The organism is Bradyrhizobium sp. Ses1, from assembly GCF_059512365.1.
The window spans coordinates 14,224-40,306 of the sequence record NZ_JCAMOQ010000009.1 but is presented as its reverse complement, the minus strand read 5'-3'; the positions used below and the strand labels follow the sequence as shown (position 1 = coordinate 40,306).

Annotated in this window: 21 protein-coding genes; 17 read left to right on the top strand and 4 right to left on the bottom strand. The window is 63.7% G+C overall.

Annotated elements, in window-relative coordinates; genetic code table 11:
• The 3 genes from AC5ZG5_RS13360 to AC5ZG5_RS13350 all read right to left on the bottom strand — a co-directional run bounded on the left by AC5ZG5_RS13360 (nt 1) and on the right by AC5ZG5_RS13350 (nt 4,238).
• Nucleotides 1–453, bottom strand: a complete 453-nt coding sequence (locus AC5ZG5_RS13360; RefSeq protein WP_130224965.1) for a hypothetical protein — start codon at nt 451–453, stop codon at nt 1–3.
• 67 nt (nt 454–520) lie between these two features.
• Nucleotides 521–2,326: a D-lactate dehydrogenase gene (gene dld, locus AC5ZG5_RS13355; RefSeq protein WP_456642634.1), complete on the bottom strand. Its 1,806-nt coding sequence runs from the start codon at nt 2,324–2,326 to the stop codon at nt 521–523.
• Nucleotides 2,327–2,711: 385 nt separating this feature from the next.
• Nucleotides 2,712–4,238 (bottom strand): amidohydrolase family protein, encoded by a 1,527-nt coding sequence (locus tag AC5ZG5_RS13350; protein WP_456642635.1) that lies wholly within the window; start codon nt 4,236–4,238, stop codon nt 2,712–2,714.
• Between the two features lie 238 nt (nt 4,239–4,476).
• Here AC5ZG5_RS13350 and AC5ZG5_RS13345 point away from each other — a divergent pair, with 238 nt between their 5' ends.
• The 8 genes from AC5ZG5_RS13345 to AC5ZG5_RS13310 all read left to right on the top strand — a co-directional run bounded on the left by AC5ZG5_RS13345 (nt 4,477) and on the right by AC5ZG5_RS13310 (nt 11,859).
• Nucleotides 4,477–5,502, top strand: a complete 1,026-nt coding sequence (locus AC5ZG5_RS13345) for an alpha/beta hydrolase (protein ID WP_456642636.1) — start codon at nt 4,477–4,479, stop codon at nt 5,500–5,502.
• A gap of 198 nt (nt 5,503–5,700) precedes the next feature.
• A complete protein-coding gene (locus AC5ZG5_RS13340) occupies nt 5,701–6,126 on the top strand; it encodes a VOC family protein (protein ID WP_130224961.1) in 426 nt (141 codons plus the stop codon).
• A gap of 26 nt (nt 6,127–6,152) precedes the next feature.
• Complete coding sequence (locus AC5ZG5_RS13335; RefSeq protein ID WP_456642637.1) at nt 6,153–6,641, top strand: VOC family protein; 489 nt, start codon at nt 6,153–6,155, stop codon at nt 6,639–6,641.
• A gap of 220 nt (nt 6,642–6,861) precedes the next feature.
• Nucleotides 6,862–8,148 carry a phospholipid carrier-dependent glycosyltransferase gene (locus tag AC5ZG5_RS13330; RefSeq protein WP_456642638.1) on the top strand — a complete coding sequence of 429 codons (1,287 nt, stop codon included), beginning with the start codon at nt 6,862–6,864 and terminating at the stop codon, nt 8,146–8,148.
• 97 nt (nt 8,149–8,245) lie between these two features.
• Nucleotides 8,246–9,319 carry a response regulator gene (locus AC5ZG5_RS13325; RefSeq protein ID WP_456642639.1) on the top strand — a complete coding sequence of 358 codons (1,074 nt, stop codon included), beginning with the start codon at nt 8,246–8,248 and terminating at the stop codon, nt 9,317–9,319.
• A gap of 310 nt (nt 9,320–9,629) precedes the next feature.
• Nucleotides 9,630–9,869, top strand: a complete 240-nt coding sequence (locus AC5ZG5_RS13320) for a hypothetical protein (protein WP_028162577.1) — start codon at nt 9,630–9,632, stop codon at nt 9,867–9,869.
• 165 nt (nt 9,870–10,034) lie between these two features.
• The gene (locus AC5ZG5_RS13315; protein WP_456642640.1) at nt 10,035–11,198 is read left to right on the top strand and encodes a winged helix-turn-helix domain-containing protein; all 1,164 of its coding nucleotides are present in this window, start codon (nt 10,035–10,037) and stop codon (nt 11,196–11,198) included.
• Nucleotides 11,199–11,472: 274 nt separating this feature from the next.
• Complete coding sequence (locus tag AC5ZG5_RS13310) at nt 11,473–11,859, top strand: hypothetical protein (protein ID WP_207230985.1); 387 nt, start codon at nt 11,473–11,475, stop codon at nt 11,857–11,859.
• Between the two features lie 162 nt (nt 11,860–12,021).
• Here the strand turns inward: AC5ZG5_RS13310 and AC5ZG5_RS13305 are convergent, their stop codons facing one another.
• Entirely contained in the window at nt 12,022–12,414 is a 393-nt protein-coding gene (locus AC5ZG5_RS13305) for a ribosomal maturation YjgA family protein (protein WP_456642641.1), read from the bottom strand.
• A 180-nt stretch (nt 12,415–12,594) separates the two neighbouring features.
• Between AC5ZG5_RS13305 and AC5ZG5_RS13300 the strand changes: the two genes are divergently transcribed.
• From AC5ZG5_RS13300 to AC5ZG5_RS13260, 9 genes are all read left to right on the top strand, one after another.
• On the top strand, nt 12,595–13,920 hold the full coding sequence (locus AC5ZG5_RS13300; RefSeq protein WP_028162574.1) for an MFS transporter: 1,326 nt from the start codon (nt 12,595–12,597) through the stop codon (nt 13,918–13,920).
• A gap of 250 nt (nt 13,921–14,170) precedes the next feature.
• Entirely contained in the window at nt 14,171–15,277 is a 1,107-nt protein-coding gene (locus tag AC5ZG5_RS13295; protein WP_456642642.1) for an efflux RND transporter periplasmic adaptor subunit, read from the top strand.
• Between the two features lie 39 nt (nt 15,278–15,316).
• Complete coding sequence (locus AC5ZG5_RS13290; protein ID WP_130224952.1) at nt 15,317–18,457, top strand: efflux RND transporter permease subunit; 3,141 nt, start codon at nt 15,317–15,319, stop codon at nt 18,455–18,457.
• A gap of 33 nt (nt 18,458–18,490) precedes the next feature.
• Entirely contained in the window at nt 18,491–19,093 is a 603-nt protein-coding gene (locus AC5ZG5_RS13285; RefSeq protein ID WP_130224951.1) for a TetR/AcrR family transcriptional regulator, read from the top strand.
• Nucleotides 19,094–19,124: 31 nt separating this feature from the next.
• The gene (locus AC5ZG5_RS13280; RefSeq protein ID WP_130224950.1) at nt 19,125–19,748 is read left to right on the top strand and encodes a flavin reductase family protein; all 624 of its coding nucleotides are present in this window, start codon (nt 19,125–19,127) and stop codon (nt 19,746–19,748) included.
• Nucleotides 19,749–20,000: 252 nt separating this feature from the next.
• Complete coding sequence (locus AC5ZG5_RS13275; protein ID WP_456642643.1) at nt 20,001–22,268, top strand: acyl-CoA dehydrogenase; 2,268 nt, start codon at nt 20,001–20,003, stop codon at nt 22,266–22,268.
• The gene (locus AC5ZG5_RS13270) at nt 22,268–23,551 is read left to right on the top strand and encodes an acetyl-CoA C-acetyltransferase (protein ID WP_456642644.1); all 1,284 of its coding nucleotides are present in this window, start codon (nt 22,268–22,270) and stop codon (nt 23,549–23,551) included. The genes AC5ZG5_RS13275 and AC5ZG5_RS13270 overlap by 1 nt, the downstream gene beginning before the upstream one ends.
• A 2-nt stretch (nt 23,552–23,553) precedes the next feature.
• The gene (locus tag AC5ZG5_RS13265) at nt 23,554–25,644 is read left to right on the top strand and encodes a 3-hydroxyacyl-CoA dehydrogenase NAD-binding domain-containing protein (protein ID WP_456642645.1); all 2,091 of its coding nucleotides are present in this window, start codon (nt 23,554–23,556) and stop codon (nt 25,642–25,644) included.
• A gap of 64 nt (nt 25,645–25,708) precedes the next feature.
• On the top strand, nt 25,709–26,062 hold the full coding sequence (locus AC5ZG5_RS13260) for an acyl-CoA thioesterase (RefSeq protein ID WP_196237233.1): 354 nt from the start codon (nt 25,709–25,711) through the stop codon (nt 26,060–26,062).
• The last annotated feature ends 21 nt before the right edge of the window (nt 26,063–26,083 follow it).

The following is a 26,083-nucleotide window of genomic DNA, read 5'->3' as shown; positions in this document are numbered from 1 at the left end:
CTAGAATTGCCGCGATCGATACTGCTCGTACTCCCGCCGGCACGCTTTGCTGAACCCATGCAGGAGGTCGATGGTGTGGTCTTTGACCATGCCTCGCATCTCGACGAAGCTCTTGTCCGGCTCGGCATAGGTATCGAGGATTCTCTGCGCAACCCGTTCGGCCTCGTCAACGATCTCGGTGGATGACAACACCCGCATCCGCGAGATCTTGGCATAAAGCCCGACCAGATCCGGAACGTCGGGATTCTCATGCTGGAGCGCGTCGATGTAGCATTTTGACGCGATCTCGATGAATTCGCGATAGATGTCCTGCCGGCGCAGATTTTCGCCGGCAGACCATTGCGATTGCACCATGGCGCGCTGGGTGAACCAGGCGGCCGTTGCCGACGTCAGGCCTCCGATGGCGGCACCGGCGAGTGCCGCAAAACCCGAGATCAGCGATGCATCGATCATTCGACGATCATAGCTGGGCGGCGTGGTTTGAAAAGTCCAGCCTATCATTGCTGACGGCTCGGTCGGCTCAAGAAGTCCAGGAGGCGCTGATCTTCGGCGCCGCGGCGGGGCCAGTGTCAAGCCCGGTCTTCCAATGCAGGCATTTGGTGGTTCGCCCAATCCCGGGATTGAAGGCATTGCAGGGGTCGAGCGCCTTGTAGTGTTCTACCAGCGCAGGCTTTGCGTGATAGAGATGGCCGACATTGTGCTCGGCCGGATATTCGGCGCCGCGCTGATCGAGCAGTTTCCACATCTGCTCCTCGATCGCCGGACAATCATGTCCTTTCGCCACGATGTAGTCCTGGTGGAAGACGTGGCAGAAGAAGTGGCCGTAATAGAGCTTGTGCAGAAGCTTTGCGTCGATGTCGGGCGGCAGGCTTTCACACCACTGCTCGTCGTTGCGGCGGAGCGCGACATCCAGGGCAACGATGTCCTCGACCTCGCGGCCGTGGACGGCGCGATAGCGCACCGCAGCGCCTGCGGCGGCGAAGCGGTGGAGCATCGCCTTGGCGCCCTCGTCGTCGGTACAGGTGAAGAAGTCGCCGTTCTCTGAGGGAAAGATCGATTTCAAATATTGAGCGGCTTCCTCGATGCCGTCATCACCCATTTGCAGGATCAGGTGATGCTCGAAGCGATCGCGATACTCCATCATCCTCTTCGGCAGCTGACGGGGAAACAGCGAGCTTGCGAATTGCATGATGCGGTCGCTGAGGTGGCTCGGCAGGAAGGACAGGCGTTCGCAGATGCCGTCAAAGCGTCCCTTGATCGCGAACAGCATCGGCAGCCGGGCGGTGCCGAGATAGTTGATCGCGAGAAAAGTGTCCTTGCCGTATTTTTCCGCGATGTCGAAGGCCGTGCGGTGCAGATATTCGCCGGAAATCGGGAGCGAGTTGAAGTTGGCCAGGATGTGCCGGCGGATCGTCTCGAGTTCGGAAGGATCGTTGGAGCCAATATAGAAGGCGCCGGTTCGCGCGGTCTTGGCGAAAGTATCGAGCCGCACCGCCATCAGCATGACCTTGCCGGCGCTGCCCGATGCCTCGAACAGCCGGTGCGGATCGGCATTGAAGCGAGCAGCGGTCGGCGCCTCGATGTCGCGGACATGCGTCGCATAATCATGGTCGGACGCCAGCCGGTTCGGATCGTTTGCGACGTCGGCTTCCGTGAAGGCTCCCTTCTCCAGCCTTTCCAGCATCGCCTCGGGATCATTGCCGAGATCGATGCCGAGATGGTTGACGAGATGAACGTCGCCGGCCTCATCCAGCCGGGCGAACAGGGCGAGCTGCGTGAAGGCAGGGCCGCGGTGGATCAGCGCGCCGCCTGAATTGTTGCAGATACCGCCGAACACGGAGGCACCGATGCAGGACGAGCCGATCACGGAATGAGGGTCCCGCCCCAGCGGCCGCAACCGGTCCTCGAGCTGGTAGAGCGTCGTACCGGGCATGCACACCACCTGCTTGCCTTCGTTGACAAGATGGATGCCGGTGATCCGCATGGTGTTGATCAGCACGATGCCGCGGTCATAGTCGTTGCCGTCGGGCGTCGAGCCACCGGTAAGGCCGGTATTGGCGGCCTGCATGATCACGATCTTGTTCGCGGCCGCGCAGGCCTTCAACACCCGCCACTGCTCCACGAGGGTGCCGGGACGGACCACCGCGACTACAGAACCATGTCCGAAACGGAAGCCGGTGCTGAATCTGCGGGTGCTCTCCATGCCGGTCAGCACATGGGATCTTCCGACGATACCGGAAAGACGCTTAAGGAGGGCGGCGTCATCCGTGACGCTCGTGCGGCCATCATTGATTGAGCCGGGTGACAGACGAACAGCAGGCTCCATGGCGAAGGGCTCCGACTATTTCATCACAGCCGTGGTCGTCTATTCGTAAGGCTGACTTCTCAGGAATGTCAAAAGCCAAGGGCCGGATTTTGCAACCTTGACGCAGGCGTGATGCAAGATCACCGTGCGAATAGACAAGTCATGATAACTCAAAGACGCCATGCGCTCTCCCGTCATTCCGGCTCGCGAAGCGAGAAGCCGGAATCTCGCGCCACAGCGTCGGAAGAGAGAGTCCTGAATAACAATTGCCCCGTCATTGCGAGGAGCCAACGGGTCCCGCCTCTGGCGGGCCCGATGACAGGCTCCGCGACGAAGCAATCCATGCCTCCGCAAGTGGTGAGATGGATTGCTTCGCTTGCGCTCGCAATGACGGTGAGCTTGAAGCTCACGCAAACACGCGGTGGTCAATCGTCCCGTTCGGCACCACGTAGCCGTAGCGCATGTTCGACGGTTCTACGCCGGCCTTTTCGTACTCGGCTCGCATCATCGCGAAGCGGTCGCCCTTCAATTCCAGCATCGCGCGCTTGGGCTGGATGTCGTAGAGCCGGGCATTGTTGTCGCCGAAGATCGCGCGCTTCACCGGTCCGTCCGCAGGCCCGAGCGGCGCATAGCCGAAGTTCTTCTGCATCACCTCGGGGATCTCGAGTCGTCTCAAGCCCTCGATCTGCCATTGCGGCGCGCCGGTCCAGAGCGAGTCCGTGCCCCAGCAGACGTGGTCGACGCCGAGCCCCTTGATCAGCGTGCCCATCAGCGCGGCGCAGACATTCGGCTCTGCCACCAGCGTGGTGGCAAACAATTGTCCGACATCGCCATAGACGTTGTTGACGCCATACTGCGCGGGAATGTCGGCGAGGTCGCTGGTCCAGGCAATGCGGCCGGTGCGCTCGAACTCGGCGAGCGCCACCTTGGGGTCGCCGCCGACATGGCGATAGGCGGAGTGATAGATGATGAAGTTGAGCTGCGGCCAGTCTTTCGCGGCTTGCCCGACATCGGCGACGTCGGCGAAGCCGCGCAGGTTCGGATATTGCTTCTCGATGCCCGGCGGGAACAGTCCCTTGTGCACGCAGACGTTCTTGATGCCAGCCTTCACCATCTTCTCGTAGCCCTTGTAGGCGACCTTCTCGTCGTCCATCCGCCATGGATAGCGGCTGATCTCCTTGTGGGTGTTGTCGCCGATCGTGTAGCCCTTGCAGGACTCCGGCTTCAGCGCCAGCGCCGCATCGAGCTTGTCGAGCCAGCCGGGCTGGCCGGGCGTGAAGATCGCGTGACAGAACACCCGGCGCGAGCCGGCCTCGTCGTTGATCTTCTTGCGGGCGTCCGCCATCTGCTCGTTGGTCAGGAACCAGTCCTGCTCGATGTCCGATGGCGCCGACGAGATCAGCGCGATCTTGGTGTCGGAGTCGAGAAACATCTCCTTCTTGTAGTTGTTGAACTTCAGATCCTCGATGGTCTGCTCGTGGTCGCTGAGCTGCTTGTTCCAGCCGGCCTTGCCGACCGCCTTGCGCATCTCGACAAAGCCCATGATGCGGGTGTCGTCGCGCAGGAAATGCGTGTGCATGTCCATGATGAACTGGTCTTTCAGCGCGTCCGCGCGCTCCTGCGCCACCGCTGGCATTGCGGCCTCGGCCCTGCTCACCGTGAACAGCGGTCCATAGACCTCGTTCATCGCCACGAAGGAGGCTGCCATGCCGGCGGCGGTCTGGAAGAATCTGCGGCGATCCATGCCTTGCCTGGCGCCGATCTCGTCGGCCATCGCGAGCAGCCGCGCCTCGACCTCGCGCTGCCGTTCGTTCTGCGGGTCGGGATAGAATTCGTCGCTGGAGACGATCTGGGTCGGGATCGGTGTCGGATGTTGGCAAAGTTCCGACGGCATCAAAGCTGCAAGTTCTTCTTCGGTGAGATTGCTGCTCATGAAGTGCTCCCTGATTGCGCCGGGTTTTCTCCGGTCTGGCGGCGGCAAAGACTAGGCTCAGTTTTGCAAAGCGTCCGCGACTTCTTCCCGCGGCAATGTTCACAAACGCGTGCGCCGAGTTTTGCAACGCGTGCGTAGAGCGCGATTATCTCCAGCTCTCTCGCAACGCCGCGCCAACGCTGCTAAAGTCGTGACCGACGATCGGACGGAGAATCCGAAACCACCGGGGAGGTGAGCGATGGCGCGTTCCGAACACAGGGTCCCACGGCGCACGATCATCAAGAGCATCGGCGCCGGCATTGCCACCGGTGCAATCGGCGCGCCGCCCGCGCAGGCGGAGTCGGCGGTTCCGTCGTCAGGCGAAGAGATCTGGAGCAGCGAATACTGGGCGAAGAAGGGCGATGTCCCGCTTTGGATGTACCGCAAGCGGATCGGCGCCCCGCAAGCCGGGGAGCCGTCGCGGCCGGTAGTGTTTTTCGTCCACGGCTCGTCGGTGACTTCGCGCGTGTTCGACGTCAGCGTGCCCGGCAAGGGCGAATACTCCGTGATGAATGAATTCGCCCGCTATGGTTTCGACTGCTGGACCATGGATCACGAGAATTACGGCAAGTCGGGTCGCACCTCGGGCAATTCCGATATCGCCAGCGGCGTCGAGGACCTGAAAGCCGCAGTCGAGGTCATCGCCGGTGCGACCGGCCGGCAGAAATACCATTTCGTCGGCGAGTCCTCGGGCGCGCTGCGCGCCGGCGCGTACGCCATGGCCGCGCCCGAGCGCATCGATCGGCTGGTGTTTGCGGCCTTCACCTACAAGGGCGAGGGATCGCCGACGCTGGCAAAGCGCGCCGAACAGCTCGACTATTTCCGCTCGCACAATATGCGCAAGCGCGACCGCGACATGATCCGCTCGATCGCGACCCGCGATAAGCCCGGCACCTCCGACCCCGCGGTGATGGAAGCGCTGGCGGATGCGGAACTGCAGTTCGGCGACCAGATTCCGACCGGCACCTATCTTGACATGACCGCCAATCTGCCGTTGGTGCATCCGGAAAAGGTGCTGGCGCCGGTGCTGCTGGTCCGCGGCGAATATGACGGCATTGCGACGGTCGCCGATCTCGAAGAATTCTTCAACCGGCTGCCGAACGGCGATCGCCAGTTCGTCATCCTCCCCGGGACCGCTCATTCGGTGGTGCTCGCGATCAACCGGCAGTTATTCTGGCATGTGACGCGCTCGTTCCTGACCATGCCGACGCCGATCGCGACGTAATGGCGCGACTTTCTCCACCGTCATTGCGAGGAGCGCAGCGACGAAGCAATCGATGTCTTCGCAGGTGGCGAAATGGATTGCTTCGCTGCGCTCGCAATGACGGGTGGGGTTCCTGCCGCAAAAAATTTTGCACCCCCCTTGTCGGACTCCCGCCCGCCCATCCGTCCTTGGGCCGAACCCCATGCAAAGGAGCCCTTGATGTCCAAAATGATCTTCGTGAACCTGCCGGTCAGCGACCTCACCCGCGCGACCGCCTTCTACCAGGCGATCGGCGCCGCCAAGAATCCGCAGTTCTCCGACGATACCGCCTCCTGCATGGTGTTCTCCGACACCATTCACGTCATGCTGCTCACGCATGACAAATTTCGGCAGTTCACGCCGAAGAAGATCGCTGACGCAAAAACGTCGAGCGAGGTCCTGATCTGCCTTTCCGCCGACGGCCGCGACGCCGTCGACGACATGGTTGGCAAGGCCACCGGCGCCGGCGGCAGTGCCGACCCCGGGCCGAAGCAGGATTTCGGCTTCATGTACGGCCGCAGCTTCGAAGATCCGGACGGCCACATCTGGGAAGTGATGTGGATGGATCTCGAAGCGGCCGCCAAAGCCGCGACCGCTGGCGCTTGATCGTCGATCGCGTAGAGGAGTTTCTCATGTCCAAGATTACCCCTTGCCTGTGGTTCGACGGCGAAGCCGAGGAAGCCGCCAAGCTCTACGTTTCGCTGTTGCCGGATTCCCGGATCGAGACGGTCCAGAAGAACATCATCGATGGTCCCGCCGGCAAAGCCGGTACAGTGCTGTTGGTGGAGTTCACATTGGCTGGTCAGCGCTTCATGGCGCTGAACGGCGGGATGAAAATGGAATACACCTACGCTGCCTCGTTTGTGATCGACTGCGCGGACCAGGCCGAGGTCGATCGGCTCTGGGACGCACTGCTCGCCAATGGCGGCAAGGCCGAGCAATGCGGCTGGCTCAGGGACCGCTTCGGCGTTCCCTGGCAGATCGTGCCGAGCGTCCTGCCCAAATATCTTAGCGGCCCGGACAAGGCCGGCGCAGCGCGCGCGATGCAAGCCATGCTCGGCATGGTCAAGCTCGATATCGAAGGCCTCCGCCGCGCCTATGAGGGGAAGTCAGCGGCATAATCCGCGCAGATGCGTAGGGTGGGCAAAGCGCAGCGTGCCCACCTTTCTTGCACCGAACGTGGATGGTGGGCACGCTTCGCTGTGCCCACCCTACGCGTCTGAGTCCTACAACGCCGTTTCCTGGTGACGATCGGCGCGAAATACGTTCAATGCGATGGACAGAAGAATCGGCGGCGCTCACAATTGACATCCTTGCTGCACCACGATCGCCGAAGACATCGTGCCAAAATCACCTTCCATTTCGTCCGCGCGCACCGTTCTCACTGCGCTCATCATCTTCATCGTCGCGCATCTGTTGCTCCTGATCGGCGTGACCGCGCCGGAAAAATTCTACTTCGACGAGGTGCATTACGTGCCGGCGGCGCGGCAAATGCTGGAGCCGGTGATACGAGAGCCGATGCTCAATCCGATGCATCCGCCGCTCGCCAAGCAGTTCATCGCGCTGTCGATCAGGACGTTCGGCGACAATCCGTTCGGCTGGCGCTATCCCGCCGCACTGTTCGGAGCGCTGGCGCTGGTTGGGGTCTATCTCGGCGGACTGGCCCTCTTCGCCCGGCAGTCGTCGGCGATCGCCGCAACGCTGCTCGCCGCATTCAACCAGATGCTGTTCGTGCAGTCGCGGATCGCGATGCTGGATATTTTCGCGCTCGCCTTCGGCCTGTTCGCGATTGCGGCGTTCGCCCACGGCTTCAGGCAGGCTCGGCCGCAGCTCTACTTTGCGCTTGCCGGGATCGCATCCGGCCTCTCTGCCGCCTGCAAATGGAGCGGCCTGTTCGTGCTCGCGACCTGCATCGCCATCGTCGCCGTGATTCGGCTGATGCAAGGCTGGCGCACGCGGTTCGCCGATCCCAAGCCGGAGGACTGGTACCAGCCCGACCTCTGGCCCGATTTTCGTGCCCATCACTTTGCCGCATGCTTCGCGCTGCTGCCCGCGATCGTCTATCTCGCGAGCTTTGTTCCGCTGTACGGATTTTCGTTTCCCGATATCCTGGAGGCGCAACGCCGCATCTTTGCCGACAACACTACGACCGCGATCGCCGGCCACACCTATATGAGCTCTTGGCCGTCCTGGCCGTTCCTGGTGCGTCCGGTCTGGTATCTCTTCGACAAGGTCGGCGACAACAGCATCGCCGCGGTGGTCCTGCTCGGCAATCCCCTGATTCTGTGGCCGGCGCTGGCCGCGCTCACTGTAGCCTTGCGCGACTGGATCGTGGTGCGGCGGGCGGACGCGTTCCTGGTGCTCGCGTTCTATTTCGGTCCCTATCTCGCCTGGGCATTGCTGCCGCGCACGCTCGGCTTCATCTATTACTACCTGCCGGCCGCGACCACCGCGAGTTTTGCCCTGGTCTACGCGCTGACCCGCGCCGGCACTCCGCGCTGGCTGTTATGGGCCTTCGTCGCCATCGGTGCGCTGGGCTTTGCGGTCATGCTGCCGATCTCGGCGGCCTTCATCGGTACCTCGACGGCGGCCTTCAATCACCTGATGCTGTTCCGGAGCTGGATCTGAGATGTCGCGGCAGGCTTGACGGGCCGTAACGGCTCATGGATTTTTGCATGCAAAGGTAGGTCCATCGATTTGCGTCAAGGGCAGTGGAACGACCATCATGCTGGAGCGTCTCTTCGATTCGTCAACGCTTTCCCCGCACGGAATTTGCCTGCTGTGGGAGCCTGGGCTGATCTGGCTCCACGTCATCTCCGACGCGGTGATTGCCGCGGCCTACTTCTCCATCCCCATAGCGCTGGCCATCTTCGTGTCGAAGCGGCGCGACGTCGCGTTCGGCTGGGTCTTCTGGGCTTTTGCGCTTTTCATCCTGTTCTGCGGCTTCACCCATGTGCTGTCGATCGTCACGCTCTGGGTGCCGATCTACGGCATCGAGGGCATCGCCAAATTGTTGACGGCCGCCGCCTCCATCGTCACCGCCGCCATGCTGTGGCCGCTGCTGCCGAAGCTCTTGGCGCTGCCCTCGCCGTCGCAGCTCCGCGAGGCCGAGGACCTGCTGCGACAGTCGCAGCAGGTGACCGGCGGCGTGGCGCACGATTTCAACAATCTGTTGACTGTTATCAGCGGCAACCTGGAGATCGCCGCGCGCAGCGTGCAATCGGACGGCGGCGCCAAGCGCGACCGGCTGGCGCGCGTGATCGGCAATGCCTCCAACAGTGCACAGCGGGCGGCGGTGTTGACGCAGCAACTCCTCACCCATGCGCGGGGCGAGCCGCCCGATCTCAAGCCCGCCTACCAGCCGCCTCTTCCAACCGCCGTCCCCGTCAAGGAGGACGCCGTCCCGGTCGTCGGCAGCGCCGGCAATGAGACGATCCTGGTGGTCGAGGACGAGGCCAGCGTGAGGTCCTTCCTCGTGGAGACCCTGCAGGACCTCAACTACAAAGTCCGCGAGGCCGCCGATGGCTCGGCCGCGCTGGCGCTGTTCAAGGGCGGGCGGTTCCATGTCGACCTGCTGCTCACCGACATCATCATGCCCGGCCTGAATGGCCGCGAATTGGCCGATGAACTGCACCGTATCCAGCCCGACCTGAAGGTGCTGTTCATGACCGGCTATGCGGGCAACGCCGTCGGCGGCGAGGATCGGCCCGACGACGACGTATCGCTGTTGCAGAAGCCGCTGACGCAGACCGTGCTCGCGGCAAGGATCAGGGAAATGCTCGACAAGCCCGTGACGTAGCCCGGATGCAGCGAAGCGTAATCCGGGTTCATCTCGCCACGCAGCGAGCATCCCCGGGTTGCGCTGCGCTTCACCCGGGGCTACGGCGAATGGATTTCGAGGGAGATCTGCAGCTCGGTCGCGGCGAGCTCGGCAATCTCCTGGCTCGTAGCAAATCGGCTCACGACCGCGACCGCTGGTCGCAGTTCGCCTTTGCTTCATCCCACTGCAATACAGGGAAAATAGCTTTCCACCGGAAACGCGGTCGCGAGCCAATGCGTGCTGTATTGGCCGGTGTCACGCCGGTTTCATTCCAAGGGAGATTTTTCCGATGCGACGATTGATCCTGGCTGCTGCGTTCTCGGCTGTTGCCTTTGCGCCTGCCTTGGCCAAGCCGGTGGCCTGCACCACGGAGAACATGGCCAAATCGACGGCCTCGATGAACACGATGCCGGAAGGGCCTGGCAAGGCGGCGATGGCCAAGAGCATCAGCAAGGCCAATAGCGAGATGAGCAAGGGCAACATGCGCGGCGCCTGCAAGCACTACCTGGAGGCCCAGGCGGCCAAGTAAACAAGACCGGCCACCGAGCTTGGGCCGCGCCACCTGGCGCGGCCTTTTCCTTGCCTGCGTCCCGTGGTCGGGAATCCATGATCATCGTCTTCGCGCAAACGCTTGGCGTTGGCGGGGCGGAAATCCAGTGTCCACTTTTCCGGATCATGCACTACATTGCGGGCAATGCCCCGCCCGATTCCATCCCATCCTCTGAGCAGGACCGACGCCCGCCGCATCTGGCTGCGCGCCCAACGGCTCGACACGCCCGTGCCGTTCGGCGATGGGCCGGCCGCCGTGGCCGCTGCCGTCGAGCATCTCGGCTATGTGCAGATCGACACCATCAACGTGATCGAGCGTGCCCACCATCACATCCTCTATAGCCGCATCCCCGACTACCGCCGCGCCGATCTCCGCCACGCCCAGAGCGTCGACAGGAGCGTGTTCGAATACTGGACCCATGCCCTCTCTTATGTGCCGGCCGGAGATCTGCGCTTCTTCCTGCCGGCGATGCGGCAGCACAGGCGCGAGGGCCACAAATGGTTCAACTCGGTCACGCCCGCCGACATGCGCAAGGTGATGCGTCTGATCCAGCAGGGACCGCTCACCATCCGCGACATCGACGACGACGTGCTGGTGGAAAAGGAGCATCTCTGGCAGAGCCGCAAGCCGTCAAAGCGTGCGCTGCAGCTCGCCTTTTACACCGGTGCCCTCACGATCAGCGAGCGCAACGGCATGCTGAAGACCTACGATCTGATGACGCGGCATTTCGGCTGGGACAAGCCGCCGAAGCCCGCCTCGGCGCGCGAGATCACCGCCTATCTGCTCGACCGCGCGCTGCGGTCGCAGGGCGTGGTCAGCCTGGATTCGATCTGCCATCTCGATGCGCCCAGCAAGAAGCCGGTGCGGCGCCTGATCGAGACCCGCCTGCGGCGAGGCGAACTGATGCCGGTCGCGCTCGAAGGCGCCGGCAAGCAGGAGCATTGGGCGCGCCCTGAGGCACTGCAGCCGGCGGGTGAGGGCGATCCAACCCTGGTCCACATCCTCTCGCCCTTCGATCCGCTCATCATCCAGCGCAAGCGCAGCGAACTGTTCTTCGGTTACGGCCACCGTTTCGAGGCCTATGTGCCGAAGGAAAAGCGCCTGTTCGGTTATTTTGCGCTGCCGGTCCTGGTCGGCGACGAGATTGTCGCCGCCATCGACCTGAAGACCGACCGGGCGAACAAGAAGCTCCTGATGCAGAAATGGAGCTGGGTCGGCAGCGCCGCCAAGCGTGGCGCCCGCAAGGAGCTCAAGCCCCGCATCGAGGAAGAACTGCATAGATTCGAGCGCTTCCAACTCGCCAACTGAGGACACGCAGAGCGGTTGGCGCGCAATAACGGGTTCGCCACTTTCTCCGCTGTCATTCCGGGATGCGCCGCAAGGCGCAGGCCCGGAATCCATTGGGCCACGTGCGCCGGCGGAGCCATGGATTCCGGGCTCGATGCTGTGCATCGCCCCGGAATGACTACGGCGAGTAGCTAACCTAACTAACTAATCCGCCCTACATGGCTCCAAGTTTCGTCTCGGGAACCCGCGGCCTCCCGGCCGGTTAGTTTATTGCAACTAATTTCAGGGAGGCATTATGGGCAAGGATAAATCAATTCTCGACAAGATCACGGATACGGTGAAGGGCGTCGCCAGCACCGCCGGCGGCGCATTGAAGCCGGACGAAGAGGCCACGAAAGCTGACGAGCGCACGGCGACCTACGTCCCGCTCGCCGCCGACGGCCTCGTCTCCGATCCGATGGTGCCGCCGATGGCAACGGCCCCGCCGCGCAAGCGGCGCGCCGCACCCAAGCCGGCGCCAGCGAGCGCAAGACGGACGGCGGCCGCGGCAAAGAAGGCCGCGAGGAAACGGTCGGCCAGCAAAGCCGGCAAGAAATCCGCCAAGAAGCGCTCGGCCAAGGCGGCCAAGAAGACCGCGAAGAAGACCAAGGCCGCAAAGAAGACTCGGAAAGCACGGCGGTAGCGGTCGGCCTCGCGCCAACTCTCCCCGTCATTCCGGGATGCGCCGCCAAGCGCAGGCCCGGAAATCCATCGCGCCACATGCCCAGGTGGCACCATGGATTCCGGGTTCGATGCTGCGCATCGCCCCGGAACGACGAGAGCGGTGGCGGCGGATTACGCTTCGCTAGTCCGCCCTACGTAGCTTGATTGGCATCGCACAACGATCCAGCGCCACGCCGAGCAAAATCCCGGCGGCATAAGCGACGATATTCCATGCCGAGGAGATGCGGCCCAGCAACAGCGCGCCGGCGGTCGTCAGGCGGAAGGCATCGAGCCACGGCGTATGCACCAGCCGAAACAATTCCACGCCCACCGCAATCGCAAGCGCGATCAAGGGTACTGTGCGCCGCGCCCATCCCGGCGCGGCAATCGCGACCAGGAAGAACACCATCGTCCCCCACAACAGCGAGCCGCCATACTTCACGACGAATGCCGGGAGCCCCACGCCGAAGCCGAACCGGCGCAGCGCCAGCCCGGCGATGATGATCGAAAGACAAAATAGGATGCGGACAATCATGAGCGGGCAAGCCTCGTGGGAGACGGAGCTAAAGCTCAGGTCCCCGCCCGGCGCAAGCTCGCACCCGAGGCCGTGCGCGCCGCACCCCGCGGAGATCCTTGTCACAATTCCGATTGACAGCGTGCGCCTGATGCTCAAAACCCCCAGGCAATAGCAATAACAGCCCTCGGGGGGACACCCATGAGCCAGACCACCACGCTTGCCACCGCCGCGAGTGCGAAGAGCGAGATCGAGACCTCGACCATCCGCGCCATCTCGGCGCGCCTGATCCCGTTCCTGGTGCTGGCCTACTTCTTCTCCTATCTCGACCGCGTCAATCTCAGCTTCGCCGCGCTGACCATGAACGCGGACCTGAAGTTCTCGCCGCTGGTCTTTGCCTGGGGCGCCGGCATCTTCTTCATCGGCTATTTCATCTTCGAGGTGCCGAGCAATCTCGCGCTGGAGAGATTCGGCGCCAGCCGCTGGATCGCCCGCATCATGGTGACCTGGGGCGTGATCTCGGCGCTGATGGCGACGGTCAGCGGCGAGACGAGTTTTCTTGTGCTGCGCTTCCTGCTCGGCGTGGCGGAAGCCGGCTTCTTCCCCGGCATCATCCTTTATCTGACCTATTGGTATCCGGCCGAATACCGCGCCCGCTTCATGGCCGCGTTTGCGGTCGCCGTTCCCGTGTCCACGGTGATCGGCGCTCCGATCTCCGGGCTTCTGCTCGGGCTTGACGGCGTGATGGGGCTGAGGGGCTGGCAGTGGCTGTTCATCATCGAGGGCATCCCCTCGGTCCTGCTCGGCATCGTCACCTGGTTCTATCTCACCGACAGGCCGGAGAAGGCGAACTGGCTGACCGCGGAGCAGAAGGCGTGGCTCAAGGCAAAGCTTGACGCCGAGGCCGCGGCCAAGCAGGCGGTCAGGCATTTCACGCTCGGCGAGGCGCTGTCCTCGCCCAAGGTGATCACGTTGAGCCTGATCTATTTTGGCTTCGTCGGCGCGCTTTATGGCATGCAGTTCTGGCTGCCGCAGATCGTGAAAGCCTTCGGCCTCACCAACGCGCAGACCGGCTTCGTCACCGCGATCCCCTATCTGTTCGGCACCATCGCAATGGTGCTGTGGGCGCGGCACTCCGACGCCAGGCGGGAGCGCGTCGCCCATGTCGGCGGGCCGCTGTTGCTCACGGCACTCGCGCTCGGCGTCTCCAGCTACCTCACCGATCCCACCATCACTATGGTCGTGCTGACGATCGCGGCGATCGGGATCTTCTGCACCTTCGCGGTGTTCTGGACATTGCCGACCGCCTGGCTCTCCGGCACCGCGGCGGCCGGCGCCATCGCGCTGATCAATTCGATCGGCAATCTCGCCGGCTTCGGCGGGCCCTATCTGATCGGCTGGGTCAAGGACGCCACCGGCAACACTTCGACCGGCCTGCTTGTGCTGTCGCTATTGCCGCTCGCCGCCGGCCTCCTCACGTTCCTCGGCGGCCACGAGACCAAGACCGAATTCGCCAGCGCGAAGTAGCGCAGCTTCGCCATCGGACATGCCGTAGCCCGGATGGAGCGCAGCGCAATCCGGGGCTGGTCTATCCATACGGCCAGAACCCCGGATTGCGCTGCGCTCCATCCGGGCTACCCGCCATCGCGACCCCCTTTGCCCGCAGTCAATCGGCCATGCCCAAACTCACGATTTAGTGTTGATCACTGACGATTATTGACATTCGTCAGTGCTCAATCGATAGTCTTCATCAGACATCAGCCCGATGGAGAGACCGATGTTCGCCCGTTCCATTTTCGCAAATTATTACAAGCCTTTAGCTGGCGCGCTGCTGGCGGCGGCGGCGATTTCGCTGGCCGGCTGCGACGAGACGGTCGCCGAGAAAGCCGATCCCGGGCGTCCGGTCCTGGTCTCTATGGTGCATTATGAGGCCGAGACCCCCGAGCGCAGCTTTGTCGGCACGATCAAGCCGCGCATCGAAAGCGACATGGGCTTTCGGGTGGCCGGCAAGGTCGCAAAGCGCCTCGTCGAAGTCGGCCAGACCGTCGATATCGGCCAGCCGCTCGCCACCCTCGATGAAGTCGATCTGAAGCTGCAGGCCGAGCAGGCTGAAGCCGAACTGCGCGCCGCCACCGGCGTGCTGGCGCAGGCGGCGGCCGCCGAGAAGCGCGCCAAGGACCTGCGGGCCAAGGGCTGGACTACGGACGCGCAGTTGGACCAGAGCAGCGCCGCGGCGGATGAGGCCCGCGCCCGCCTCAACCGCGCCGAACGCTCGGTCGAACTGACCAGGAACTCACTTTCTTATGCGACGCTCGTCGCCGACACCCGCGGTGTCGTCACCTCGACCCTGATTGAACCCGGCCAGGTCGTGGCCGCCGGCCAGACCTCAATCCGCGTTGCGCGGCTCGGCGAAAAGGAGGCGGTGGTCGCGATCCCCGAGACCTTGCTCGGCCGCGCCAAGACCGGCGTCGCCACCGTGACGCTGTGGTCGGAGGCCAATAAGAAGTACGCCGCAAAGCTCCGTGAGGTCGCGCCCTCGGCCGATCCGGCAACCCGCACCTATCTCGCCAAGTTCTCGCTGCCGGAAGCCGGCGACGACGTCTCGCTCGGCATGACGGCGACGCTGACGCTCGCCGATGCCGAGACCGAGCGCGTGGCGAAGCTGCCGCTGTCGGCGCTGTACAGCCAGGGCGGCGAGCCCTCGCTCTATGTCGTGGGCGACGCCGGCGAGATCACGCTGAAGCCGGTCAAGGTGAAGGCCTATGAGAGCAATTGCGTCGTGATCGCAGGCGGCGTGGAGGAGGGCGCGAAAGTGGTGGCGCTCGGGGTGCAGAAGCTCGACCCGGCCCAGAAGGTCCGCGTCGTGGCGTCGCTGTCGTTCTGATCCGTCGGGCGTAAACGGTTTTGAATATTGGAGGGTGACATGAAGCGCTTCAATCTGTCGGGCTGGGCGGTGAGCCATCCGACCCTGATCCTGTTCCTGATGATCGCGCTCGCCGCCGCCGGCTACTTCTCCTATCAGAAGCTTGGCCGCGCCGAGGATCCGTTCTTCACGGTGAAAGTGGTCAACGTCTCCGTGATGTGGCCGGGCGCCACTGCGAACGAGATGCAGACCCAGGTCGCCGATCCCATCGAGAAGAAGCTGCAGGAACTGCCGTATTTCGAGAAGGTGCAGACCTATTCCAAGCCGGCCTTCGTGGCGATGCAGGTGACGTTCCGCGATTCGACGCCGCCGAAGGACGTGCCTTATCTCTTCTATCTCCTGCGCAAGAAGCTGGTCGACGTGCAGGGCCAGTTGCCGCAGGGAATCCTCGGTCCCGTCGTCAATGACGAGTTCTCCGACGTCGATTCCATCCTCTATATGATGACCGGCGATGGCGCCGATTACGCGCAGTTGAAAAAGGCGGCCGAAGGCTTCCGCCAGCGGCTGCTGCGCGTGCCGGGGGTGACCAAGGTCGACTTCTACGGCACCCAGGACGAGCGCATCTATGTCGAGTTCTCCCACGCCAAGCTCGCTACGCTCGGCATCACCCCGCAGGCGCTGTTCGACTCGCTCGCCAAGCAGAACAATGTCACCCCGGCCGGCACGGTCGAGACGTCCTCGCAGCGCGTGCCGCTGCGCGTCACGGGCGCGCTCGACGGCGCCAAGGCGGTGGCTGAGACCCCGGTCGAGAGCAACGGCCGCGTGTTCCGGTTGGGCGATATCGCAACCGTCACCCACGGCTTCGTCGATCCGCCGACCTTCACCGTGCGCCAGGAAGGCAAGCCCGCGATCGGCATCGGCATCGTCACCGCCAAGGGCGCCAACATCCTCGAGCTCGGCAAGGACGTCGAGAAGGCGACCGCCGAATTTATGAAGGCGGTGCCGCAGGGCATCGAGGTCGAGCAAATCGCCGACCAGCCGAAGGTGGTCGAGCATGCGGTCAGCGAGTTCGTGCACTCCTTCGTCGAAGCGCTCGCGATCGTGCTGTTCGTCTCCTTCCTCGCGCTCGGCTGGCGCACCGGCATCGTGGTGGCGCTGTCGGTGCCCTTGGTGCTCGCGATCGTCTTCATCGTCATGAACGCGATGTCGCTCGACCTGCACCGCATCACCTTGGGCGCGCTGATCATCGCACTCGGCCTCCTGGTCGACGATGCCATCATCGCGGTCGAAATGATGGTGGTGAAGATGGAGCAGGGCTGGGACCGCATGCGCGCCGCATCGTTCGCCTGGGAATCCACGGCGTTTCCGATGCTGACGGGCACGCTGGTCACCGCAGCCGGCTTCCTGCCGATCGGCTTTGCCAATTCGGCGGTCGGCGAATATGCCGGCGGCATCTTCTGGATCGTCGCGATCGCGCTGGTCGCCTCCTGGTTCGTCGCGGTGATCTTCACACCCTATATCGGCGTGAAGCTGCTGCCCAACATCAAGGTGCATCATAACCACGATCCGCACGCGATCTACGAGACCCGGCTTTACCGCGGTTTGCGCGCGGTGGTGCAGTGGTGTGTCAATCACCGCATCACGGTGGTGGCGTCCACGGTCGGCGTGTTCGTCGCCTCGATCGTTGCCTTCGGCCACGTCCAGCAGCAGTTCTTCCCGCTCTCCGAGCGCCCCGAATTGTTCCTGCAGCTCCGCCTGCCGGAAGGCACCGCCTTCAACGTGACCGAGAAGGCCGTCAAGAAGGCCGAGGACCTGTTGAAGGGCGACAAGGATATTGCGACCTACACTGCCTATGTCGGCCAGGGCTCGCCGCGCTTCTGGCTCGGCCTTAACCCGCAACTGCCGAACGAGGCCTTCGCCGAGATCGTAATCCTGTCCAAGGACGTCGAGGCGCGCGAGCGCATCAAGGCCAAGATCGAGAATGCGGCGGCCAATGGCGCGCTGAACGAGGCGCGCGTGCGCGTCGACCGCTTCAATTTCGGCCCGCCGGTCGGCTTCCCCGTTCAGTTCCGCGTGATCGGTCCCGACGCCCAGAAGGTGCGCGATATCGCCTATCAGGTGCGCGACATCATGCGGCAGAACCCGAACGTCAAGGACGTGCAGCTCGACTGGAACGAGCAGTCGCCCTACCTGAAGCTCGTCGTCGACCAGGACCGTGCCCGCGCGCTGGGCCTCACGCCGCAGGAGGTCTCGCAGGCGCTGTCGATGCTGATCTCGGGCGCGCCGGTCACGACCATCCGCGACGGCATCGAGAAGGTCGGCGTCGTCGCCCGCGCCGTGCCGTCCGAGCGGCTCGATCTGGGGCGCGTCGGCGATCTCACGATCACCTCACGCAATGGTGTCGCGGTGCCGCTGCAGCAGATTGCCAAAATCGAATATGCTCATGAGGAGCCGATCCTGTGGCGGCGTAATCGCGACATGGCGATCACCGTGCGCTCCGACGTCGTCGACGGCGTACAGGCACCCGATGTCACCAACCAGATCTCGCCCAAGCTCAAGGAGATCCAGAACCATCTCGAGCCGGCCTACCGGATCGAGCCGGGCGGCGCGTTCGAGGAATCGGCCAAGGGCAATGCCTCGATCTTCGTGCTCTTCCCGATGATGGTGCTGGTGATGCTGACGCTGCTGATGATCCAGCTCCAGAGCTTCTCGCGCCTGATCCTGGTGTTCCTGACGGCGCCGCTCGGCATCGTCGGCGCTTCGCTGGGCCTGAACGTCGCCAACCAGCCGTTCGGCTTCGTGGCGCTGCTCGGCCTGATCGCGCTCGCCGGCATGATCATGCGCAACACCGTGATCCTGGTCGATCAGATCGAGACCGATGTTGCCCACGGCCTGACACGCAAGGAGGCGATCGTGGAGGCCACGGTCCGCCGCGCCCGCCCGGTGGTGTTGACCGCACTGGCCGCGATCCTGGCGATGATCCCGCTGTCGCGGTCGGCGTTCTGGGGCCCGATGGCGATCACCATCATGGGCGGCCTGTTCGTCGCGACCTTCCTGACGCTCTTGTACCTGCCGGGCCTTTATGCCCTATGGTTCCGCAAGAGCCTGGAGGAGAGCGGCGCGGGCGAGGAAGCCGCTTCGGCGGCGCAGCATGACGGCAATGCACGCCCGGCAATTCCGCTTGCTGAAGCCGCTGAATAGTTGAACAGTGAACACATAATTGAGTCCTCACAGATGACGCTGGTTTCGGAACATATCGAGAGTGACACTCGGGAGCGGATTCTCGTGGTGGCCGAACGGCTGTTCCGTCAGATCGGCTATCAGAAGACCACCGTCGCCGACATCGCCAAGGAGCTCCGGATGAGCCCTGCCAACGTGTATCGCTTCTTCGATTCGAAGAAGGCGATTCACGAGGGCGTAGCGCGGACGCTGATGGGCGAGGTCGAAATCGAGGCGCAGCGGATCGCGCAGGCACAGGGGCCGGCGGCTACACGCCTGCGCGACCTGATGAAGACCGTCAACCGCATGAACACCGAGCGCTATGTTGGCGACTCCAAGCTGCACGAGATGGTCGAAATCGCGATGCAGGAGGACTGGGGCGTCTGCGTGGCCCATATGGAAATGATCGCCTCCACCATCGGCCTGGTGATCGGGCAGGGAGCGGCTTCCGGCGAGTTCGAGGCTCCGGACGTGCAGCTCGCCTCGCTGTGCGCCTGCACCGCGATGATACGCTTCTTCCACCCGCAGATGATCGCCCAATGCGCCACCAAGCCGGGCCCGACCATCGACCAGATGATCGATTTTGTGATCGCGGGCCTCTCGCCGCGTGGTAAGTAAGCTGGGCTACGAACAACAGAGAGAGCCCAGCGTGACCGCGAAAGACCTGCATTATTACGAGCCGAAGAACGGCCACGGCCTCAAGCACGATCCCTTCAACGCCATCATCGCCCCGCGCCCGATCGGCTGGATCTCCTCGCGCGACACCAAGGGCCACGTCAATCTCGCGCCCTACAGCTTCTTCAACGGCTTCTGCTACGTCCCGCCGATCATCGGCTTTTCCTCGACGTCCTGGAAGGACAGCGTTGCCAACATCCAGGAGACCAAGGAGTTCGTCTGGAATCTCGCCACTATGGATTTGGCGAAGCAGATGAACGAGACCGCCGCCCACGTCGCCCGTGATGTCAGCGAGTTCACGATCGCCGGCTTGACAGCGGCGCCCAGCAAGATCGTCAACGTGCCGCGGGTGGCGGAGAGTCCCGTGTCCTTCGAGTGCAAGCTGACCCAGATCGTCCAGCTTGAGGGCGCCAATGGCGAGAAGGCGCAGGCCTGGCTCACGCTCGGCGAAGTCGTCGCCGTCCACATCGACAAGGCCATGATCAAGGACGGCGTCTACCAGACCGCCGCCGCGCGCCCCATCGTCCGCGCCGGCCGGCGCGGCGACTATTTCGAGATCCGGCCTGAGGCCATGTTCGAGATGGTCCGCCCGGATTAGGTGGGACGCGTAGATGCGTAGTCCGGGTGAAGCGCAGCGCAACCCGGGATAATCGAATCCGTTTGCGAGATAACCCCGGATTGCGCTGCGCTCCATCCGGGCTACGAAGCTCATCCCGGGAACTGGCACCGCGCTTCGGTCGTTATATCGACCGCGTCAATTCGCGCCAATTTGCCAGCGAAGTGTTCACTTCTGTCGGCCACTTTCCGCTAAAATATGCTGGAACGCGCCGCCGATCATGAGGATACCGCCATGAGTTTCCGTCGCGACTTCGTCACCAAGCCGATCTTTGGGTTCGCCCGCGGCGTGATGCCGACCATGTCGGACACCGAGCGCGAGGCGCTGGAAGCCGGCGACGTCTGGTGGGATGCCGACCTCTTCAGTGGCAATCCCGATTGGTCGAAGCTGCTCGCCTATCCCCAAGCCGAACTCACGGACGAGGAAAAGGCCTTCTTGAGCGGCCCCGTAAACGAGCTCTGCAGGATGCTCGACGAATGGAAGATCTTCTGGGAGTGGCGCGACCTGCCGCGCGAGGTCTGGGACTTCATCAAGCGCGAAAAATTCTTCGGCATGATCATCCCGAAGGAATTCGGCGGCCTCGGCTTCTCGCCTTATGCGCATTCCGAGGTGGTGCGAAAACTCTCCTCGCGCTCGCTGACCGCCGCCGTCACCGTGATGGTGCCGAACTCGCTCGGCCCCGGCGAGCTGCTGATGCGCTTTGGCACCAAAGAGCAGCAGGAGAAATGGCTGCCGCGCCTGGCCTCGGGCCACGACATCCCGTGCTTCGGCCTCACCAGCCCGGAAGCAGGATCGGATGCGGCCTCGATGGTCGACACCGGCATCATCTGCAAAGGCAATTTCGAGGGCGTTGAGGTGATCGGCCTGCGCCTCAACTGGCACAAGCGCTACATCACGCTCGGACCGGTCGCCACGTTGCTCGGCCTCGCCTTCAAGGCTTACGATCCCGATCATCTCCTCAGTGACCAGGAAGAGCTCGGCATCACGGTCGCGCTGATCCCGACCCATCTGCCCGGCGTTACGATCGGCCACCGCCATCTGCCGGCGATGCAGGTGTTCCAGAACGGCCCGAACCGGGGCCACGACGTTTTCATCCCGCTCGACTACATCATCGGCGGCAAGGAGCGCCTTGGACAAGGCTGGAAGATGCTGATGACGGCGCTCGCCGCCGGCCGCGGCATCTCGCTGCCGTCATTGTCGGCTGCCGGCGCCGCCTATGCCGCGCGCACCACCGGCGCCTATGCCCGCATCCGCGAACAGTTCGGCATCTCAATCTCCAAGTTCGAAGGCGTCGAGGAGCCGCTCGCCCGCATCGTCGGCACCGCCTACCTGCTCGATGCCGCGCGGCGATTGACCTGCGCCGCGCTGAACGCGGGCCATCATCCCGCGGTCATCTCCGGCATCATGAAACTGCACGCCACCGAGCGGATGCGGATCGCGATCGACGACGCCATGGACATCCATGGCGGCAAGGCCGTGATTGACGGGCCGCAAAACTATCTCGGCAATCTGCATCGCGCGGTGCCGGTCGGCATCACCGTGGAAGGCGCCAATATCCTCACCCGCAATCTGATCGTGTTCGGCCAGGGCGCGATCCGCGCCCATCCTTATCTGCTCGAGGAGATGACCGCGCTTGGCGAAGCCGACCGTGCCAAGGGCCTGGACGCCTTCGACAAGGCGGTATGGAAGCATATCGGCCACACCTTCAAGACCATGTTCCGCGCGATGGGGCGAAGCTGGACCTTCGGCCTGTTCGCACCGGCGCCCGATGCGGGCGACGCCACGAAATTCTACCGCCAGCTCTCGCGCTACTCTTCGGCCTTTGCGATTTGCGCCGACATGGCGCTGCTCACGCTCGGCGGCGCGCTCAAGCGCAAGGAGATGCTCTCGGCCCGTTTCGGCGACATCCTCTCCGAGCTCTATCTGCTCTCCGCCGCGCTCAAGCGCTGGCAGGATGAAGGCCGACAGAAGGAAGATTTCGCCGCGCTCGAATGGTGCATGGCGAGCGGCTTCAAGACCATCGAGAACCGTTTTGCGGAGATCCTCGCCAACCTGCCGAACCGCTTCATTGCAGGCTTCCTGAAGCTCTTGATCCAGCCGTTCGGCGCCCGCGTGCTCGGTCCTTCCGACCGCGTCGTGCATCAATGCGCCGCGCTGGTGCTGGAGCCGTCGGCCGCGCGCGATCGCATCACGCCCGATCTGGCCTTCGTCGAAGACGACGGCGGTGTGGCGCGGCTGGAGAAGGCCTTCCGCCTGTTCACCGCGACCGAGGATATCGCCAGGCACATGCGCGCCGCGCGCCTGCGCGATCCACACGAAGCGGTGAGGAAGGGCGTCATCACCCAATCCGATGCCGACCAGCTCATAGCCGCCCGCGCGGCGGTCGCCGCGGTGATCGAGGTCGACGATTTCGCGCCCGAGGCGCTGTCGCCGATTTACAGGAAGGGCGCCGACGTGCATCAGTTCTTCCAGGAATTGGGAGAGCAGAGGGCTGCGAGCTGATGGCGCGACCGGTCTTTATTGTTGACGGCAGCCGCACGCCGTTCCTGAAGGCGCGCTCCGGTCCAGGACCGTTCACGCCTGTTGACCTTGCCGTGCAATGCGGCCGGCCGCTATTGGCGCGGCAGCCGTTCGCGCCCGATGCCTTCGATCAGGTGATCCTCGGCTGCGTCAATGTCATTGCCGACGAGATGAACCCGGCGCGTGTCGCCGCGCTCCGGCTCGGCATGGGCGAGAAGATGGTCGCCTTCACCGTGCAGATCAATTGCGGCTCCGGCATGCAGTCGATCGACACCGGTTATCGCTATATCCGCGAAGGCACAGCCGATCTCATCCTCGCCGGCGGCGCCGAGGCGCTTAGCCACGCGCCTCTGGTCTGGTCGAACGCCGGCGTGCGCTGGTTCGCTGGCCTCGCCGGCGCCAAGGGCATGGGTGCGAAGATCGCCGCCTTCTTCAAGCTCCGCCCCGGCTATTTCAAGCCGATCATCGGCCTGGAGCGCGGGCTGACCGATCCCATCACCGAGCTCAACATGGGGCAAACAGCCGAGGTCGTCGGCCATCTCTTCGGCATCACCCGCGCACAATCGGATGCCTACGCCGCAGAGAGTCACCGCCGTCTGGCGAAAGCGCAAGCCGAAGGCTGGCTGAAGGGCGAAGTCGAGACGTCGTTCTCGCGCGACGGCAGGTTCTACGATCACGACGACGGCGTCCGCCCGGACTCGACGCCGGAGACCTTGGCAAAACTCAAGCCGGTCTTCGAGCGCCCATGGGGCCAGGTCACCGCGGGCAATTCCTCGCAGATCACCGACGGCGCCTCCTGGGTGATCCTCGCTTCCGAGGAGGCGGTGGCCAAGCACGGGCTGAAGCCGAAGGCCGTCATCCTCGACAGCCAGTGGGCCGCGCTCGATCCTAGCATCATGGGGCTCGGACCCGTGCTCTCGGCGACCGCGCTCTTGAAGCGCAATGACTTGAGCTTGCAGGATGTCGAGACCTGGGAGTTGAACGAGGCTTTTGCGACGCAGGTGCTCGGCTGTCTTGCGGCCTGGAACGATGAAAAATTCTGTCGCGAGATCCTCGGTCTCGACGGCGCGGCGGGCGAAATTGATCGTGCGAAGCTCAACGTCGATGGCGGCGCGATCAGCCTTGGCCATCCCGTCGGCACCAGCGGCAACCGCATCGTGCTGCATCTCGTCAACGCCATGAAGCGGCTCGGCACGCGGCGCGGCATCGCCACCGAATGCATCGGCGGCGGGCAGGGCGGCGCCATGCTGATAGAGACGGTGTGATCATGGATTCGCAGATCATGAACGTCCTTGCCGACCGCGTGCTCGAACTCGGGCCCGCGCCGGAAGCCGGTCCCTACAAGCATTTCAAGCTGACGCGCGATGGCGACGGGATCGCCTGGCTCCTGTTCGACCGTGAAGGCGCCAGCGCCAACACGCTGAACGCCGAAGTGCTCGAGGAATTCGATGCGGTGCTGGCCGCGCTCGAAAGCCAGCGGCCGACCGCCCTCGTCATCCGCTCGGCGAAGACAAGCGGCTTCATCGCCGGCGCCGATGTCAACGAATTCCGCGGCGCCAGCGATGCGCGCCTGGTCGAAGCCGAGATCGGCCGAGCGCATGCGGTGATCGACCGGCTCGAAGCGCTGCGCGTGCCGACGGTCGCCGTGATCCACGGTTTCTGCCTTGGCGGCGGCCTCGAAGTCGCGCTGGCCTGCCAGTCGCGGATCGCCATTGATGGCGCGCGGTTCGGCTTTCCCGAGGTGATGCTCGGTCTGCATCCCGGCTTAGGTGGCACCGTGCGCTTCACGCAGCTCGTCAACCCGATGCAGGCGATGAGCCTGATGCTGACGGGCAAGACCATCGATGCGCGCCGCGCCAAATCGCTCGGCCTGGTCGATGCGGTAACGCAGGAGCGTCATGTCAGGAACGCGGTGAAGGACGCCGTGTTCGGCCGCATGAAGCGCGGTAGGCCCGGGCCGGTCAACACGATCCTGAACTTCGGCCCGGTGCGCGGCTTCCTCGCCTCCCGCATGCGCAGCGAGGCCGCCAAGGCCGCGCCGCAGGCGCATTATCCCGCGCCCTACGCGCTGATCGACCTATGGGAAAAATACGGCAGCGAGAAGCAGGCGATGCTTGCGGCCGAGAAGCGTTCCTTCGCCGAATTGATGGTGACGCCGACCGCGCAGAACCTGATCCGGGTCTTCTTCCTGCGCGAGCAGATGAAGAAGCTCGCAGGAGGCGGCAACAGGATCGCGCATGTTCACGTCATCGGGGCCGGTGCGATGGGGGGCGATATCGCGGCATGGTGCGCAGGGCAGGATCTACGCGTCACGCTGTCGGACATGAAGCCGGAGCCGATCGCAAGCGCGATCAAACGCGCCAATGATCTCTATGGGAAGATCATCCGCAAGCGCACGGAGGTGCGCGATGCACTTGATCGGCTGATCCCGGACATGGATGGCGAGGGCGTGCGTAATGCCGATCTCATCATCGAGGCGGTGCCGGAAAAGCTCGAGCTGAAGCAGAAGGTCTATGCCGGCATCGAGCCGAAGATGAAACCGGGCGCAATTCTTGCGACCAACACCTCCAGCATCCCTCTGCAGGATCTGCGCGCGACGCTGGAAAAGCCCGCGCGCTTGCTCGGTCTGCACTTCTTCAATCCGGTCTCGCGATTGCAGCTCGTCGAGGTCGTCAGCCATGACGGCACCGACGCCGAGCTGTTGAAGCAAGCGCTCGCTTTCGTCGGCGCCATCGACCGCCTGCCGCTGCCCGTGAAGAGCTCGCCGGGTTTCCTCGTCAACCGCGCGCTGACGCCCTACATGCTGGAAGCGATGCTGCTGCTGGACGAGAAGGTCGACAAATCAGTCATCGATGCGGCGGCAAAGAAGTTCGGCATGCCGATGGGCCCGATCGAGCTTGCAGACCAGGTCGGCCTCGATATCTGCCTCGATGTCGGCGACATGCTGCGCTCGAAATTCGGCGACCTCTTGCCGCCGACACCGGCGTGGCTGCGCGAGAAGGTCGCCAAGGGCGAGCTCGGCCGCAAGACCGGCAAGGGCTTTTACGTCTGGAAGGACGGCAAGCGGGAGCAAACAGCTCCGGCGTTAGCCACCGAACCGACACAGGAAATGATCGATCGTCTCGTGCTGCCGATGTCGAACGTCTGCGTCGCCTGCCTGCGCGAGGGGATCGTGGATAATGCTGACGTGGTCGACGGCGCGATGATCTTCGGCACCGGCTATGCGCCGTTCCGCGGCGGTCCTTTGAATTACGCCCGCATGCGCGGTGTCGAGAATGTGGTGTCTGCCTTGCAGGCACTCGAGCAAAAATTCGGCGGCCGTTTTGCGCCCGACGCCGGCTGGGAGAGTTTCAAGTGACTGACACCAAAGTTCCGCTGGCACAAACGAGCCGCAAGGCGATCTCTGCATCCGCACGCTGGCGATGCCTGCGGATACCAACGCCAATGGCGACATCTTCGGCGGCTGGCTGCTGAGCCAGATGGATCTCGGCGGCGGCGTGTTCGCCTCGAAGGTCGCGCGATCGCGCACCGTGACGGTCGCGATCGAGGCGATGAATTTTCGTAAAGCTGTCTATGTCGGCGATCTCGTCTCGGTGCACGCCAACCTTGTGCGCATCGGTCGCACCTCGATCACCGTCCATCTCGAAGCCTGGGTGCTGCGCCGGAAAGAGCGGCAATCGATCCTGGTGACCGACGGCAATTTTACCTACGTCTCGATTGACGACCACGGCAATCCGCAGCCGATCCAGCGCGATGGCGCGACGCTTGCGACGTAGAGCATGGTCCGGAAAAGTGGC

What these genes read in the sequence shown, in the direction of transcription:
- AC5ZG5_RS13360 (WP_130224965.1), bottom strand. Translation starts at nt 453, where the DNA reads ATGATCGATGCATCGCTGATCTCGGGTTTTGCGGCACTCGCCGGTGCC.
- dld (WP_456642634.1), bottom strand. Translation starts at nt 2,326, where the DNA reads ATGGAGCCTGCTGTTCGTCTGTCACCCGGCTCAATCAATGATGGCCGC.
- AC5ZG5_RS13350 (WP_456642635.1), bottom strand. Translation starts at nt 4,238, where the DNA reads ATGAGCAGCAATCTCACCGAAGAAGAACTTGCAGCTTTGATGCCGTCG.
- AC5ZG5_RS13345 (WP_456642636.1), top strand. Translation starts at nt 4,477, where the DNA reads ATGGCGCGTTCCGAACACAGGGTCCCACGGCGCACGATCATCAAGAGC.
- AC5ZG5_RS13340 (WP_130224961.1), top strand. Translation starts at nt 5,701, where the DNA reads ATGTCCAAAATGATCTTCGTGAACCTGCCGGTCAGCGACCTCACCCGC.
- AC5ZG5_RS13335 (WP_456642637.1), top strand. Translation starts at nt 6,153, where the DNA reads ATGTCCAAGATTACCCCTTGCCTGTGGTTCGACGGCGAAGCCGAGGAA.
- AC5ZG5_RS13325 (WP_456642639.1), top strand. Translation starts at nt 8,246, where the DNA reads ATGCTGGAGCGTCTCTTCGATTCGTCAACGCTTTCCCCGCACGGAATT.
- AC5ZG5_RS13320 (WP_028162577.1), top strand. Translation starts at nt 9,630, where the DNA reads ATGCGACGATTGATCCTGGCTGCTGCGTTCTCGGCTGTTGCCTTTGCG.
- AC5ZG5_RS13315 (WP_456642640.1), top strand. Translation starts at nt 10,035, where the DNA reads ATGCCCCGCCCGATTCCATCCCATCCTCTGAGCAGGACCGACGCCCGC.
- AC5ZG5_RS13310 (WP_207230985.1), top strand. Translation starts at nt 11,473, where the DNA reads ATGGGCAAGGATAAATCAATTCTCGACAAGATCACGGATACGGTGAAG.
- AC5ZG5_RS13305 (WP_456642641.1), bottom strand. Translation starts at nt 12,414, where the DNA reads ATGATTGTCCGCATCCTATTTTGTCTTTCGATCATCATCGCCGGGCTG.
- AC5ZG5_RS13300 (WP_028162574.1), top strand. Translation starts at nt 12,595, where the DNA reads ATGAGCCAGACCACCACGCTTGCCACCGCCGCGAGTGCGAAGAGCGAG.
- AC5ZG5_RS13295 (WP_456642642.1), top strand. Translation starts at nt 14,171, where the DNA reads ATGTTCGCCCGTTCCATTTTCGCAAATTATTACAAGCCTTTAGCTGGC.
- AC5ZG5_RS13290 (WP_130224952.1), top strand. Translation starts at nt 15,317, where the DNA reads ATGAAGCGCTTCAATCTGTCGGGCTGGGCGGTGAGCCATCCGACCCTG.
- AC5ZG5_RS13285 (WP_130224951.1), top strand. Translation starts at nt 18,491, where the DNA reads ATGACGCTGGTTTCGGAACATATCGAGAGTGACACTCGGGAGCGGATT.
- AC5ZG5_RS13275 (WP_456642643.1), top strand. Translation starts at nt 20,001, where the DNA reads ATGAGTTTCCGTCGCGACTTCGTCACCAAGCCGATCTTTGGGTTCGCC.
- AC5ZG5_RS13270 (WP_456642644.1), top strand. Translation starts at nt 22,268, where the DNA reads ATGGCGCGACCGGTCTTTATTGTTGACGGCAGCCGCACGCCGTTCCTG.
- AC5ZG5_RS13265 (WP_456642645.1), top strand. Translation starts at nt 23,554, where the DNA reads ATGGATTCGCAGATCATGAACGTCCTTGCCGACCGCGTGCTCGAACTC.
- AC5ZG5_RS13260 (WP_196237233.1), top strand. Translation starts at nt 25,709, where the DNA reads ATGCCTGCGGATACCAACGCCAATGGCGACATCTTCGGCGGCTGGCTG.